The following is a 13,054-nucleotide window of genomic DNA, read 5'->3' on the forward strand; positions in this document are numbered from 1 at the left end:
TATTGTTGTCGTTGCGTGGAATTTACGCGAACTACCGCGCTGCGTTGCGGGTTGTGAGTTTGGGTGCATATTTATCGGCCAGACTTAACATCCCAGGTGGGGAGTTTTGGGTCGCGGGGTCGCGACCTGGGATATTAACCCTGGCTGTTAAGTATGCGTTCGGGCTTATTGGTGGTTGCTCGCACCTGCAATTTGACCGGTAGAAATGCTGCAATTTGACCGGTAGAACGCCTGCAATTTGTACAGTATAGTGTTTGTAGTGCGAAAATAGCGGACTAAAAAGGATGGATTTAGGTGCCTGCGTATACCACTCGGTGCGTCGATAAGCTGCTTGATGAGTACCTGCCGCATCTCCCGGCGATCGCCCTGGAGGGCGCGAAGGGCGTGGGGAAAACCGAGACTGCGCTGCAGCGTGCGCACACGACGTTACGCATGGACTTTCCCGCGGTTCACGCGATGCTTGAGGCGGACCCACAGCTGATCACTTCTTATTCCGGGACTGTGCTTCTCGACGAATGGCAACGCTTCCCCTCCTCGTGGGATATTGTGCGTCGGGCTGTCGATGACGGGGCAGATCCAGCTTCCTTTCTTCTGACAGGAAGTGCGTACCCGCCGGATTCAGCGTCGATCCACTCGGGTGCGGGCCGGATTGATTCGGTCAGGATGCGGCCATTTGGTATCCAAGAAAGGCCTATCGCAGATACCAGGGTTGTTGTGGAAGCGTTGTTTGCCGGCGAGATCGGCGCTGTCGAGCCTGCCACGCTGGGGCCAGGCATTGCCGACTACGCGCACGAAATCTGCCGGTCTGGATTTCCCGGGATTATGGATTTACCGGAAAGGATCAGGACGGTCCGGTTGGACTCGTATTTGTCGCGCATTGTCACGCACGACTTTCCAGAGCAAGGCCTGAAGGTGAGAAACCCCGAAGCGGTACGGCATTGGATGCAGGCCTACGCGTTGGCAACATCACGGATGGATACCTACCAGCAAATTTTGGACCGGGCTACACCCGGAGAGTCGGATAAGCCGTCGCGCTCTACGACGAATGCTTACCGGGCCCTCCTCGAACAGCTCATGATCCTGGAGCCTTTGGATGCCTGGAGTCCGCTTCACGAAGGGATTCCACGGTTGGCTAAAGCGCCGAAGCATCACCTGTGTGATCCCGCTTTGGCTGCCCGCGTTTTAGGTTTCAACCAGGCGAGCTTGTTGAGTGGTTCTCCAAAGTCGGCAGACATTTTGGCGCAGCTTTTTGAATCCCTCGTTGTCTTAACGGTGCGCGTTGCGGCTGAGTCCTTCGGCGCCACCACCCGGCACTTGCGTACGGCTGACGGAAAGAGGGAAATAGACATTGTTGTAGAAGACGCCTACCAGAATGTAGTTGGCATCGAAGTGAAACTTTCCGGTGTGGTACGCGACAACGACGTTGCCCACCTGTTGTGGTTGCAGGAAAAATTAGGCGAGAAGTTTAAGGCCGGAATGGTTGTGCATGCGGGGAAAGAACTGTACACGCGACCTGACGGAATAGTGGTAGTCCCGCTAGCCGCGCTCGGTTAAGTTAACGCCGCCGCTTCCCGATTCCGTATATGAGTGCTAGCCCGGCTGCGGCGATGATGGAGGCGGCGACGACGCCGATCCGGATGGCGTCGGTACGCGTGCGCACTGAGATGGTGATTGGGTCGGAGATGCGGGCGCCGTCGGTGGTCGCGAGCCAGAGGTCCGCGGTGGAGGCGTTTTCACCGTCGGGGGTGTCGGCGGTCATCTGGATGGTCAGAGAGCCGCGCGCGGGGATGATGACGGAGTCGGGGGTGGAGATGACCATGCCGTCGTCGGACGTGTATTTGATCGACGTGTGCGCCGGCAGGGGGAGGCCGTTGCGCACGGCGATGAGCAGTGGTGAGTTGTCGCTGGTGCGGGTGAACACGTTGCCCGGGGGCAGGAGTGCGACGGAACTGACGATGCCGCGCAGCGTGTCGCGCAGCACGGTGGTGCGCTGGCGGGTGGCCTCGACGGAGGTGTCGAACCCGGCGATCGTGGAGCGGCCGGTGGCGCTTAGCGCGGTGATCATGTCGCGGCGCAGAGGCGCGGTGTACCCGTAGCGGGTCAGCGCGATGCCGGGGTCGTTGATGAGGAGGCGGGAAATGTCATCGGCGATGAACGCTTGCTGGGCCAGCGGTTGGACTTCCGTGTCGCCGTAGGCGGCGGGGTCGGTAAATGGGGTGCCCGTGTTCGTTCCGGGGCTGACTTCGGCAGCAGTGGCGGGGACGTAGGCTACGTCTTCGCCGGCGAGCGTGTCCACGATGAGGCGCGCGGTGGAGGCGTCGACGTCGGCGGGAGGCATGATGAGCAGGCGTTCTTCGTCTTGCGCGGCGGTGCCGAGTGCCAGGTGGAGGGAGTTCGCGGCGGTCGTCGCGCGGGCTGTTTCGGAGTCGACGCGGTAGTCGTACCGGAACGCCGGGTTGGAGTACGCGGTGGTGCGGGGCTGCGCGCCGGTCGCGGCGAGCGTGGCGGCAAGCGAGGCGTCGAAGGTGACGGCGTGGATATTGGCCCCGAGGTCCGCGATCGGGGTATCCGCCTGGACGGTGTTGCCGGCGACGAGCACGCCCACAGGCTGTTGCGCGGGGATGGGTTCGCCAGGCGCCGCCGCGGTGGTCAGAGCCCCGCGGTCTTCCTGGGTGGCAGCCTCCCACGCGGCGGCGAGCCCGCCCGTTTCGAAGACGGTGGTTGTGGTTGCGTCGGCCCACGCCATCGTGGGTTCGGTGCCGGGTTCCAGGTACCCGGAACCGGGGATGACCAGGTTGGTCCGCGGCTTTATGCCCAGAATGGTGGCGAGGGTGCCTTGGCCGCGTTCCAGGGTTTCGCGCATGAGCCACGCGTTGTTGGTGCGTGCGACGGCCCCGAGGTCCGCGTTGGCCCACGGGAGGGCGGTGACGCAGTGGTCGGCGGCCAGTCCCCGCAGGGTCTCCAGGAAGGTGGCGGCTGCGTCGGCGCCGGTGCCGTCGCTGGTGTCGGGGGCTGTGTTCTCCGTGGTCCAGGAGTCGCGGAGCCTGCGCGGTTGCGTATCGACGACACCTCGCTCCCCCGCCACCTGGTACCCGTCAACCATGCGGGACGCCGTGTACACGATGGCGGGATCGACGGCCAGGCACGTGCCCGCGGCCGCCGGCCCGGTGAGTGCATCCGCGTAGACGTCTAGGAGTTCTAAGAGGCGCCCACCTGGGGAAAGTTGCTCGCTGAAGCTTTCGTTTTGGAGGAGAAGGGGCGGGTCTTCGGGGGCTTCGCCGGTCTCGCCGGGCGTGATGTAGGTGCGCGCCGTCAACGGAAGTAAGAGTGAAACCTCCGGTACCGCCGCATCTGGCGATGCGTCGGTAGGCGCGTCGGAGGCGCCCGCCTCAACGCGGATGAGAGTGCGCTCCGACGTGCTGATTAAGCGCGCGCCTTCGGGGGTGATCGCTTGCCCAGAAATGGCGAAGAGCAGCGGGTACGTGCCGGTAAAATTAAGCGATAGCGGGTTCTCTGCTTCGTAGGTGAGCGTGACCTCGGCGCTCTCCCCCGGCGCTAAGTCTTCGAGCGCGGTCGTCTCCCCGACCGTGGTGTATGCCCCCACGTCTTGGGCGAGCGCGCGCCGCGCCTCCGCAACGGTGGCTACCGCGCCGGCGCGCCGCGCCGTAATCGAGGCCTGCGTTATGGGTTCTGAGCTGCGGTTTGTCAGGCGCACGGTTGCGCTCACGGAGCCGTCGGAAGTAAACGGAGTAACTTCTACCAGTTCCGCTGTGAGGGTCTCTTCGGCGTCCTTTTCACCGACGCGCACCACGGGATTCGCCCACAGTTCGGAGTAATCGGGATGCGTTGGGCTCTGCGGGAACGGCGCGGCCGCGGCCGGGAAACTGGTGCCGAACAGCACGGTGCCCGCGACGCCGACCGCGAGCAGCCCCCGAAGCGTGCGCATCATCGCGGAGTGAGCCTTCCGGCAGCCTTTTCCGCGCGGGCAAGATCCGGCAGTTGGTCGTGGGCGATGCGGGCGAGTTTGCGTTCGTCGGCGTATGCGAGGTGTTCGATGAGGTGGTCGGCGGGTACCCACGACACTTCGGTGACCTCGGGGTCTTCGTCGTTCAAGTCGCCGTCGACGTAGCGCAGCAGGTGGTGGTGCACCGTCTTGTGGATGCGCACCCCATCGGAGACGAACCAGTAATCAATAACGCCCAGCTCGGAGATCACTTCCCCGGTCAGGCCGGTTTCTTCCCACACTTCACGCTCGGCGGTGGAAGCGTAGCCTTCGCCTGGTTCCACGTGGCCTTTCGGCATGGACCACAGGAGGCGACCGCGCCGGTCGATGCGGCCGATGAGGGCGACGTAGACGCGGGAGAGGTCCACGGTGCCGTCGTCACGCACAGCCTCGGCGAGGCCGGAAACCATGAGGCCGCCTGCCGACGTCTCGTCGCGCGTGGGCATCGAGGGCCGCTGCGGTGCATGGCCACGGGCATTGCGCGAACGGCCTCGCTGCGCGCCCCGTGCACTTCCTTGACCCTGCTTGGGGTGGCGACGGCGACGTCGAGAAGCACCTGAGTGAGACCCCGTGCCAGAGTTTTTGCCGGCGCCGGAGGAACGGCGGCGGTTGGGCCGGCCGTTGGAACGCCGCGGTTTCTGGTTTGAGGTAGACATCATGCCCATACTATCCCTAAGCCAGCGTGGGTGCCTAAATGTGGCCCAGGTAGACTGTCCTGCGTGAATTCCCCAGATGTGATGAGTCCTGACCAGGCCGCGACCCTCGCCCGCGCCGAGGCGGAGGTCCACCGCCTTGCCCCGGTGCTGGAACCGTTGGCGAAGGCCTTCCACGAACGCGGCGAGCAACTCTACCTCGTCGGAGGTTCGGTGCGCGACGCCCTGCTCGGCCGCCTGGGCCACGACCTCGACTTCACCACCTCTGCCCGCCCGAACGTGATCCAGGAGATCCTCGAGGCGTACACGAACACCGTGTGGGACACCGGCATCGAATTCGGCACGATCAGCGCGGAGAAGGACGGCCAGCAGATCGAGATCACCACGTTCCGCGCCGACCAGTACGACGGCATCTCCCGCAACCCCGACGTCACCTTCGGCGACACCCTCGAAGGCGACCTGATCCGCCGCGACTTCAAGGTCAACGCCATGGCAGTGGAACTGCTTATCGACGCCTCCGGCCTCCACGCCGCCTTCCACGACCCGGTCGGCGGTTTCCCCGACCTGGTGGCCGGGCGCCTGGACACCCCGGCGGTCCCATCCCAATCCTTCGACGACGATCCCCTGCGGATGCTGCGCGCGGCGCGTTTCGTGTCACAGTTGGGGTTCGCGGTGGCTCCGCGCGTCGTCGAAGCGATGAAGGCGATGGCCGACCAGATTTGCCGTATTACTACAGAACGCATCACCGTCGAACTGAACAAGCTCATGGCTGGGGTGGCGCCGTGGGATGGTTGGGACCTGCTGGTGGAAACCGGGCTGGCGCAGATTGTGATGCCGGAGGTTCCTGCGTTGCGCATGGAACGTGACGAGCACATGCAGCACAAAGATGTGTACGCCCACTCGATGCAGGTGCTACGCCAGGCGATGGATCAGGAAGAAGACGGCCCGGACCTGATCCTGCGCTGGGCTGCACTCTTGCACGATTGCGGCAAGCCCGCGACCCGCGCCGCGAAGCCTGGTGGCGGGGTGACGTTCCACCAGCACGAGGTGGTGGGTGCGAAGATGGTGCGCAAGCGCCTGCGCGCGTTGAAGTTCCCCAAGCGCGAGATCGAGGACATCTCGCGTCTTGTCTTCCTGCACATGCGTTTCCACGGTTTCGGCGACGGCCAGTGGACTGATTCTGCGGTGCGCCGCTACGTCACGGATGCCGGCGACCTGTTGCCACGCCTGCACAAGTTGACCCGCGCGGACTGCACGACCCGCAACCCGAAGAAGGCGGCCCGCCTCCAGCGCACCTACGACCACTTGGAGGAGCGGATCGCCGACATCGCGGCGCGTGAGGATTTGGCGCGCGTTCGCCCCGATTTGGACGGCAATGAAATTATGCAGATTCTGGACCTTAAACCGGGCCCGGAAGTGGGTCAGGCCTGGGCTTTTATGAAGGAATTGCGGCTTGAGGAAGGTCCACTTGACCGCGATGAGGCGGTGGCTCGGCTACTCTCGTGGTGGAATCAACGCTAAGGAGTGCCCATGTTTGATCCGTTCGGTGGCGGCGGCCCCAGCGACTACGACCCATACCCCGGCGGTCTGTACGGCGACCGCCTCTTCAACGCTTTAGAGCGCACGGACCCGGAGCCCGGCCAGTTGCTTGTGGCTGCGCCGGGTATGTTGTCGCCGGAGTTTAATCGGTCTGTCGTCCTGGTGATCGAACACAACGAGTACCTCACTTTCGGCGTGAATCTGGCGGCGCGTTCGGACGTCGCCGTGTTCAACGTGATGCCGGAGTGGGAGCACCTACTGGCCGACCCGGCCGCCCTCTACATCGGCGGGCCGCTGCAGCAGCAGTCCGTCGTGGGCTTGGGCGTGACGGCCCACGGCGTGCGCATCGAAGAGCACCCCTACTTCACCCGCCTGGCTAACCGTCTGGTGCACGTGGATCTGCGGAAGGACCCCGAGGAGCTCACGGAGCTTATCGACGGCCTCCGGCTCTTCGCCGGTTACGCCGAATGGGGCCCCGGACAACTCCACGACGAGATTGAACGCGGCGATTGGTTCGTCGCCCCGGCCCTCCCGGGTGACGTGATTACTCCCGGGGATGTGGATCTGTGGGCGAACGTGATGCGTCGTCAAGCGATGCCGCTGCCGCTCTTTTCTACGTTCCCGGCTGACGTTGTGGATAACTGATGGACGGCAATGTTTCACGTGAAACATCGACTGTCGCCGAGATCCGCAAGGGCCTCCGCGACACGTGGGCCGTGGGCCTGGGTCTGATCCCGCTGGGTCTCGCGTTCGGCGTGCTCATCGTCCAGTCGGGGTACGCCTGGTGGTGGGCGCCAATCTTCTCGTTAATCATCTACGCGGGTTCCGCGGAATTCCTGGCGATCAGCCTGGTTTCCTCGGCGATTTCCCCGCTGTCCGCGGCAGTCACCGGTTTCCTGGTGAATTTCCGGCACGTCTTCTACGGCCTGACCTACCCGCGTAACTTGATCCGGTCGCGTTTGGGGCGCGCATATTCCACCTATTCGCTTACCGACGAGTCCTACGCCATCGTCTCCACCAAACCACAGCAGGAGCTCACCGGTGTGCGTGTGGCTACCGTGCAGTGGGTGTGCCAACTATTTTGGGTCATCCCGGGCATTGTCGGCGCGTTGGCCGGGCAGTTGATTCCGCCCGGGCTGGAGGGCCTGGACTTCGCGTTGACGGCGTTGTTTGTAGTGTTGGCGTGGGACGCGTTTAAGGCTGCCCGGGATTGGTCGCTGGTGTTGATTGCTGGCGTGTTTGCGATAGTCGCCGGCTTGGTGGCTCCGGCGCAGATGTTGGTGATTGCGTTGGCCGCGTACGTGGGTGTGTTGGGTCTGCGCTTCGCGTTGCCGGGCGTGGATCGCGCGCTGCGGCTCGCCCCGCGTGGTGAGCGTGCACCGAAGGTGGTGGACGAGAAGTGAGTTGGTTGCACACTCCTGGGGCTTTCGGTTTGCCGGAGGGGACCACGCTCGCGCATGTGGCTGCGGTTCTGATCCCGATCGGTATTGTGACCGTGTTGTTGCGGTGGGCGCCGTTCCTGTTTCAGCGGGTCCTGGGGCGTTCTACGTTTGTTGCCAGCCTGGGCGCGACGATGCCGATTGGCGTGATGGTGGCGCTGGTGATTTATACGCTTTTCGGCTTGCGGGGAAACCCTGGGGGCATTGCGGCAGGCTTGATTGCGACGGCCGTGACGCTGGGTTTGCATTGGTGGCGCGGAAGCTTGGGCCTGTCTATTGCGGGCGGTACGGCCACGTACATGGTTTTCGTGAATGTGGTGTTTGCCGGGTAGTGGCGTCATCTGCGCGCTAAGGGATGTGCGCCCGCTTCCCGTGGCTCGTCCGCTGCCGGCTTGCTACCTTCATTAAAACTGTGGAGGGTGCGGTCGACTTCCTCCCCTACTTCTGGGAGTGGTTTGCGTGGAGTTGGCTTGTTCATGCGCGCACTCCCTCGAGGTCAAGTGATTCGTAGTAGGTAGTGTCGGCGGTAATGTCGTCAGGATCGAGGAAAGCTTGGTTATTTTGGTACGCCTTGTACCATGCTGAATCTTGAAGATGTGTGATTTCCGATAGAGTTACCGCTCCATAGCGCTTGGCTTTGTCCCATACTCGATCGAGCGCTCGTTTGAGGTGGGGATCCTCGGCTTCGTTGATAATGAATACGTTGCCGCGGGCGTCCCGGCCGTAACAGTCAATATCGTTTTTGCTGAACGTGCGGAATTCATCGTAGACGGAGCGGACGACGGGCCCGTACGCCCACGTGGAAAATGGTTCTGCGAGGAGCGGGCGCTGGGTTTCTTTCTGGTATTCGGCTGCGACGAAATAGAGTATTTTCTGCAGTTTCATTGGGCTCATGTAGGCCTTTTCAGCGAATGCGCGGCTGAGGATGTTGTTGGCAATCATGATGGGGCTATACGTCATGGTGTTCACCTCCTTTGACTAGGACTATAGCAATCCAGCGGGTATGGTCGAATTGCTTGCAATATGCATCGGAAGCTTGGAATACAAGTGATTGTTGCGCGATGCTAGCTGCGTAACGTCGGATCGCTCAGCTGAAGCAAATAAAGAAAAAGCCCGAGCTTACGCCCGGGCCTCTGCATGTCTTAACTACCGAGGGATTAGTTCTCCAGCCTTGTCCATATCTGCGATTACCTCCGCAACGAGAGCAACCGCTCCAGCGCGGGCCGCCTGCTCTGTCGGCGCAAGCCAGGATAGTGAAGGAAACTCCGGCACGGTGGCTACATATTCTTGGTCTTCTTCGGACCATTCCGTGCGGTATTCATACTCTTCTGCGTTCATCAACGCACCCCTCTCTTTAACTAATGGTCTGTAACACTACCCCAGTTCCGGGAACTTGGCCACGGCCTCCGCCCACAACGCTTCGAATTCGGAGGCGTCGATGCGGCGGGCCATGATATCGGGGAAGGTGTCGTAGGAGTCTGGGTGTGGGACGTACCGTTGGGGCACGTTTGGGGTGCCGTGCATTCCGTCGGGGGTGCCGGCTCCGCGGACCACGTCGGCGTCGTCAAGCTCGACGATCCGGAGCATTTCTGCTTTCGTGTGGTCGATTTCGCGGATTTCGGCGACGTGGGTGACGGTGCCTGCTTCGGGGACGGTCATGGACATGCGCACGTACATATCAGTCATGGGCACTAGTCTAGGCGCCCTCGCCAGCCGCTCCCCGACCGCCCGCGCCCGCTACCTCGCCCGCGTACCTGCTGGCCAGCCAGGAGCACATCATGAGCTGGATTTGGTGGAAGAGCATGAGTGGCAGGATCATCAGGCCCAGGGCGCCGCCGCTGAACATGACGGATGCCATCGGTAGTCCAGAGGCGAGGGATTTTTTGGTGCCGCAGAATTCGGCGGCGATGACGTCCCAGCGGTTCATGCCGAGTTTCTCCGCGACGAAGCGGGTGAACCACAGCATGAATCCGACAAGCACCACGGACAGGACGCACAGGAACACGATCTCCCACACGCCGGTCGAGGACCATACGCCCGCCACCATGCCCGCGGAGAACGCCGAGTACACGACCATCGCGATCGACCCGCGGTCCACGATCTTCGTCGCCGGGCTGGCCGCAAGTTTCCGCGTCCATTTTTGGGTCAGCTGCCCCACTATGAACGGCGCGAGCAGTTGCAGCGAAATGTCTATGAAGACTGAGGTATCGATGTGCAGGCTGCCGTCGGTAGTCATGAGCAGCAGCACGAGCAGAGGGGTTGCCACGACGCCCACCACATTGCTTAACGATGCCGCCACGATCGCCCCCGCAACGTTGCCTTTCGCAATGGACGTGAATGCGACTGACGATTGCACCGTCGAGGGCACGAGGGTGAGGAAGAGGATGCCCGCGTACATGTCGGCGCCCAGCCAGTGCTGCAGCGGGCTCAAAGCCAGGCCGATGAGTGGGAAGAGCACGAACGTGAACGCGAGGATCAAGCTATGCAGCTTCCAGTTTTTCAGGCCGCTGAGTGCTTCCCGCGTGGAGAGGCGGGCGCCGTAGAGGAAGAAGAGGAGCGCGATGGCGATTTTGACGGCAATGTCGAAGCCCGCCGCGAATGTTCCGCGGGCGGGCAGGAAGATGGCCAGGATCACCGCCAGGATGATGAGGACGATGAGTGGGTCGATCTTTGGTCGTCGAAAACGCATGGTGTTTATCCTAGCGGGGGCGCGTCACTTCCCCGCCGGTTTGCGGAAACTTATCCGGTGACGGTGACCGTGCCGCCGGATGCGTCGGTCTGTGCGGGGGTGAGGCCGTCGCGGGCGGGGCCTTCGAGGACTTTGCCGGTGGCGATGTCGAAGATGGAGTTGTGGTTGGTGCACCGGACGGTGGAGCCTTCGACTTCGGTGATGCGTGAGTTTTGGTGCGGGCAGATGACGGAGTAGGCGCGGTACTCCCCTGCGGTGGGTTGGGCGATGATGAAGTCGCCGACGATGATGGCGGAGCCGACGGGTACGTCGGTGGCGGCGACTTCTTCGGTGGAGGTGCTGCCGCATGCGGCGGCGAGGATTCCGGCGAAGGTGGTTGCGCTGCCGACGAGGAAGAGGCGGCGGGAGCAGGCGGGGGCGGTGTGAGTGTCAGACATGCTTCTAGGGTAGCCCACGGGTCCGCCCGTAGCGTCGGCCAATGGGCTGATATAAGTGATAGCCACAGCCCTTATTCGGAGCCGTGGCTATCAGATAGTTTGGTCACCGTGACTAAACGGGGACTACTTAGAGGTTGCCGCCTTCATGGCTGAAACATACTCTGAAAGTTCCTTTTTCAGCCCTTCCATGTCCGAAACCTTTTGCGCGGGCAGGTCGTGTTCGGAGAACGATTCCCGTTCCGGCGCGTCGACAAGGTAGCGTTCGATGATCTTGGAGATTGCCGATCCGGTGATCGCTCCCGCTGCCCCGGCGGCGATTGCGTCGGCTACGTGTTGGGGCGTGGAGATGCCGAAGCCTAGCAGCACTGGCGCGCCGCCGAACTTGGAGGCGTTCGTGACTACGTCCGCCAACCCGGTGGTCGAGGATTCCTTTTCGGCGCCGGTGACGCCGTCGCGGGAGATGGCGTAGATGTAGCCCTTCGAGTGTGCGGCCACGCCGCGTAGGACTTCTTCGGATGCTTGCGCTGGGGCGATGAAGATGGGGTCGACCCCGGCCTCTACCGCGGCTGAGGCGAAGGGGACGCCTTCGCGCACGGGGATGTCTGGCAGGAGGACGGAATCGGCGCCGGCTTCGTGGAATTCGGTGTAGAACTTGTCCACTCCCCTGGTGAATGGCACGTTGCCGTAGATGAGCATGCCAATCGGGATGTCGGGGAACTCTGAACGGATTTGGCGGATTTGGGCAAGACACTTATCGACGGTCGCCCCGCCGGCCAGTGCTCGGATGTGAGCTTTTTGGATGGTTGGGCCGTCAGCGACTGGGTCGGAGAACGGGACGCCTAGTTCGAGGGCGTCTGCTCCGGCGGCGATGACGGTGCGGATGATCTCCATCGATTCTTCCGGCGATGGGTCATTGAGCATGAGGAAGGGGACGAATGCTCCGGATGGTTTTTCGGCCGCGCTCAGTGCGCGGAACATGTTTTCGTAGCGCGACATTAGTTCTTCTCCAACTTGAGCTCGGGGTTCTGGTCGAGGGTGCGGCGGACGTGGTCGACGTCTTTGTCGCCGCGCCCGGAGAGGCAGACCAGGATGTTGAGGTCTTTGCCTTCTTCTTGCGCGGTTTTGGCGCGTTTGAGGGCGTAGGCGAAGGCGTGTGAGGATTCCAGCGCTGGGATGATGCCTTCGTAGCGGGCGAGCATCTGGAATGCTTGCAGTGCTTCGGCGTCGGTGATCCCCACGTAGGTGGCGCGGCCGGAGTCGTGCAGGTATGCGTGTTCTGGGCCGACGCCTGGGTAGTCGAGGCCTGCGGAGATGGAGTAGGACTCGGTGATTTGGCCGTCGGAGTTGCGCATGAGGTAGGACTTGGCGCCGTGGAGGATGCCGATTTGTCCGTTGTTGATGGTTGCGCCGTGCTTGCCGGAGTCGAGGCCGAGGCCGCCGGGTTCTGCGCCGACAAGTTCTACGCCGTCTTCGTCGATGAAGTCGGCGAACATACCGATGGCGTTGGAGCCGCCGCCCACGCATGCGGTCACAACGTCGGGAAGGCGTCCGGTGCGTTCGAGCATCTGGGCTTTTGCTTCTTCGGAGATGACGCGGTGGAAGTCTTTGACGATGCGCGGGAATGGGTGTGGTCCTGCCGCGGTTCCCAGGAGGTAGTGGGAGGTGTGGAAGGTTGCGGTCCAGTCGCGTAGTGCTTCGTTGACGGCGTCTTTGAGGGTGCCGGAGCCGGAGTCGACGGGGACTACGGTGGCTCCGTGGAGGCGCATGCGGTAGACGTTGGGTTGTTGCCTTTCGACGTCTTTTGCGCCCATGTAGATGACGCATTCCATGTCGAGGAGGGCGCATGCGAGTGCGGTGGCGGTGCCGTGTTGTCCGGCGCCGGTTTCGGCGATGATGCGTTTTTTGCCCATCTTTTTGGCCAGGAGGATTTGGCCGATTACCTGGTTGGTTTTGTGGGCGCCGCCGTGGACGAGGTCTTCGCGTTTGAGGAAGATCCGCACGTTCCCGGCCTTATTCGACTTAGCCCCACTCGAATCTGCCGGCAACGGCAGATTCGAACATTCCGTGATGGGTGTTGGCCGGCCGAGGTAGTCGCGGAGGAGGCGTCGGTATTCGGCCATGAATTCGGGGTCGTTCCACGCTTCGACGAAGGCTGCTTCGAGTTGGTCGAGTGCGGGGATGAGTGATTCTGCGACGTATTGTCCGCCGAAGTCACCGTAGTATGCGGGGAGTATGGTTTTTCCGCCGGCTGCGGCGTCGGTGTCGCCGTTGAATGGGTTGGTCATGGTGGTCTT

Annotated in this window: 14 protein-coding genes; 5 read left to right on the plus strand and 9 right to left on the minus strand. The window is 62.6% G+C overall.

From position 1 onward, the window contains the following. Window positions 1-294: 294 nt before the first annotated feature. Window positions 295-1,554, plus strand: coding sequence for an ATP-binding protein (locus ATK06_RS03575; protein ID WP_048381888.1), 1,260 nt, complete (start codon window positions 295-297; stop codon window positions 1,552-1,554). Between the two features lies 1 nt (window position 1,555). Here ATK06_RS03575 and ATK06_RS03580 read toward each other — a convergent pair whose 3' ends face one another. Together ATK06_RS03580 and ATK06_RS03585 are read right to left on the minus strand one after the other, a co-directional pair. Continuing rightward, window positions 1,556-3,949, minus strand: a complete 2,394-nt coding sequence (locus tag ATK06_RS03580) for a hypothetical protein (RefSeq protein ID WP_053072929.1) — start codon at window positions 3,947-3,949, stop codon at window positions 1,556-1,558. Beyond that, window positions 3,946-4,668, minus strand: coding sequence for an NUDIX hydrolase (locus ATK06_RS03585; RefSeq protein ID WP_083986219.1), 723 nt, complete (start codon window positions 4,666-4,668; stop codon window positions 3,946-3,948). Before ATK06_RS03585 ends, ATK06_RS03580 begins: the two co-directional genes overlap by 4 nt. Before the next feature lie 72 nt (window positions 4,669-4,740). On the opposite strand from ATK06_RS03585, the gene ATK06_RS03590 reads away from it, so the two are divergent. Genes ATK06_RS03590 through ATK06_RS03605 form a run of 4 tightly spaced genes read left to right on the plus strand, consistent with a single transcriptional unit; the run spans window position 4,741 to window position 7,966 of the window. Beyond that, the gene (locus ATK06_RS03590) at window positions 4,741-6,177 is read left to right on the plus strand and encodes a CCA tRNA nucleotidyltransferase (protein ID WP_098389383.1); all 1,437 of its coding nucleotides are present in this window, start codon (window positions 4,741-4,743) and stop codon (window positions 6,175-6,177) included. Window positions 6,178-6,186: 9 nt separating this feature from the next. Continuing rightward, window positions 6,187-6,840, plus strand: a complete 654-nt coding sequence (locus tag ATK06_RS03595) for a YqgE/AlgH family protein (RefSeq protein WP_197712615.1) — start codon at window positions 6,187-6,189, stop codon at window positions 6,838-6,840. Further along, complete coding sequence (locus ATK06_RS03600) at window positions 6,840-7,598, plus strand: AzlC family ABC transporter permease (RefSeq protein ID WP_048381884.1); 759 nt, start codon at window positions 6,840-6,842, stop codon at window positions 7,596-7,598. The genes ATK06_RS03595 and ATK06_RS03600 overlap by 1 nt, the downstream gene beginning before the upstream one ends. Further along, window positions 7,595-7,966: a branched-chain amino acid transporter permease gene (locus ATK06_RS03605; protein ID WP_231913565.1), complete on the plus strand. Its 372-nt coding sequence runs from the start codon at window positions 7,595-7,597 to the stop codon at window positions 7,964-7,966. Before ATK06_RS03600 ends, ATK06_RS03605 begins: the two co-directional genes overlap by 4 nt. A 142-nt stretch (window positions 7,967-8,108) precedes the next feature. Here ATK06_RS03605 and ATK06_RS03610 read toward each other — a convergent pair whose 3' ends face one another. The 7 genes from ATK06_RS03610 to trpB form a co-directional block, all read right to left on the minus strand. Continuing rightward, the gene (locus ATK06_RS03610; RefSeq protein ID WP_048381882.1) at window positions 8,109-8,594 is read right to left on the minus strand and encodes a Panacea domain-containing protein; all 486 of its coding nucleotides are present in this window, start codon (window positions 8,592-8,594) and stop codon (window positions 8,109-8,111) included. Window positions 8,595-8,780: 186 nt separating this feature from the next. Then, window positions 8,781-8,972, minus strand: coding sequence for a hypothetical protein (locus ATK06_RS03615; RefSeq protein ID WP_048381880.1), 192 nt, complete (start codon window positions 8,970-8,972; stop codon window positions 8,781-8,783). Between the two features lie 36 nt (window positions 8,973-9,008). Beyond that, window positions 9,009-9,320: a hypothetical protein gene (locus tag ATK06_RS03620; RefSeq protein ID WP_048381878.1), complete on the minus strand. Its 312-nt coding sequence runs from the start codon at window positions 9,318-9,320 to the stop codon at window positions 9,009-9,011. Between the two features lie 10 nt (window positions 9,321-9,330). Then, window positions 9,331-10,323 carry a bile acid:sodium symporter family protein gene (locus ATK06_RS03625; RefSeq protein WP_048381876.1) on the minus strand — a complete coding sequence of 331 codons (993 nt, stop codon included), beginning with the start codon at window positions 10,321-10,323 and terminating at the stop codon, window positions 9,331-9,333. 50 nt (window positions 10,324-10,373) lie between these two features. Then, window positions 10,374-10,760: a Rieske (2Fe-2S) protein gene (locus ATK06_RS03630; protein WP_048381874.1), complete on the minus strand. Its 387-nt coding sequence runs from the start codon at window positions 10,758-10,760 to the stop codon at window positions 10,374-10,376. A 123-nt stretch (window positions 10,761-10,883) separates the two neighbouring features. Next, window positions 10,884-11,756 (minus strand): tryptophan synthase subunit alpha, encoded by an 873-nt coding sequence (gene trpA, locus ATK06_RS03635; RefSeq protein ID WP_098388854.1) that lies wholly within the window; start codon window positions 11,754-11,756, stop codon window positions 10,884-10,886. Beyond that, on the minus strand, window positions 11,756-13,045 hold the full coding sequence (gene trpB / locus ATK06_RS03640) for a tryptophan synthase subunit beta (RefSeq protein ID WP_098388855.1): 1,290 nt from the start codon (window positions 13,043-13,045) through the stop codon (window positions 11,756-11,758). Before trpB ends, trpA begins: the two co-directional genes overlap by 1 nt. Window positions 13,046-13,054 lie beyond the last annotated feature (9 nt).

The organism is Corynebacterium renale, from assembly GCF_002563965.1.
In the GTDB taxonomy this organism is placed as follows: domain Bacteria; phylum Actinomycetota; class Actinomycetes; order Mycobacteriales; family Mycobacteriaceae; genus Corynebacterium; species Corynebacterium renale.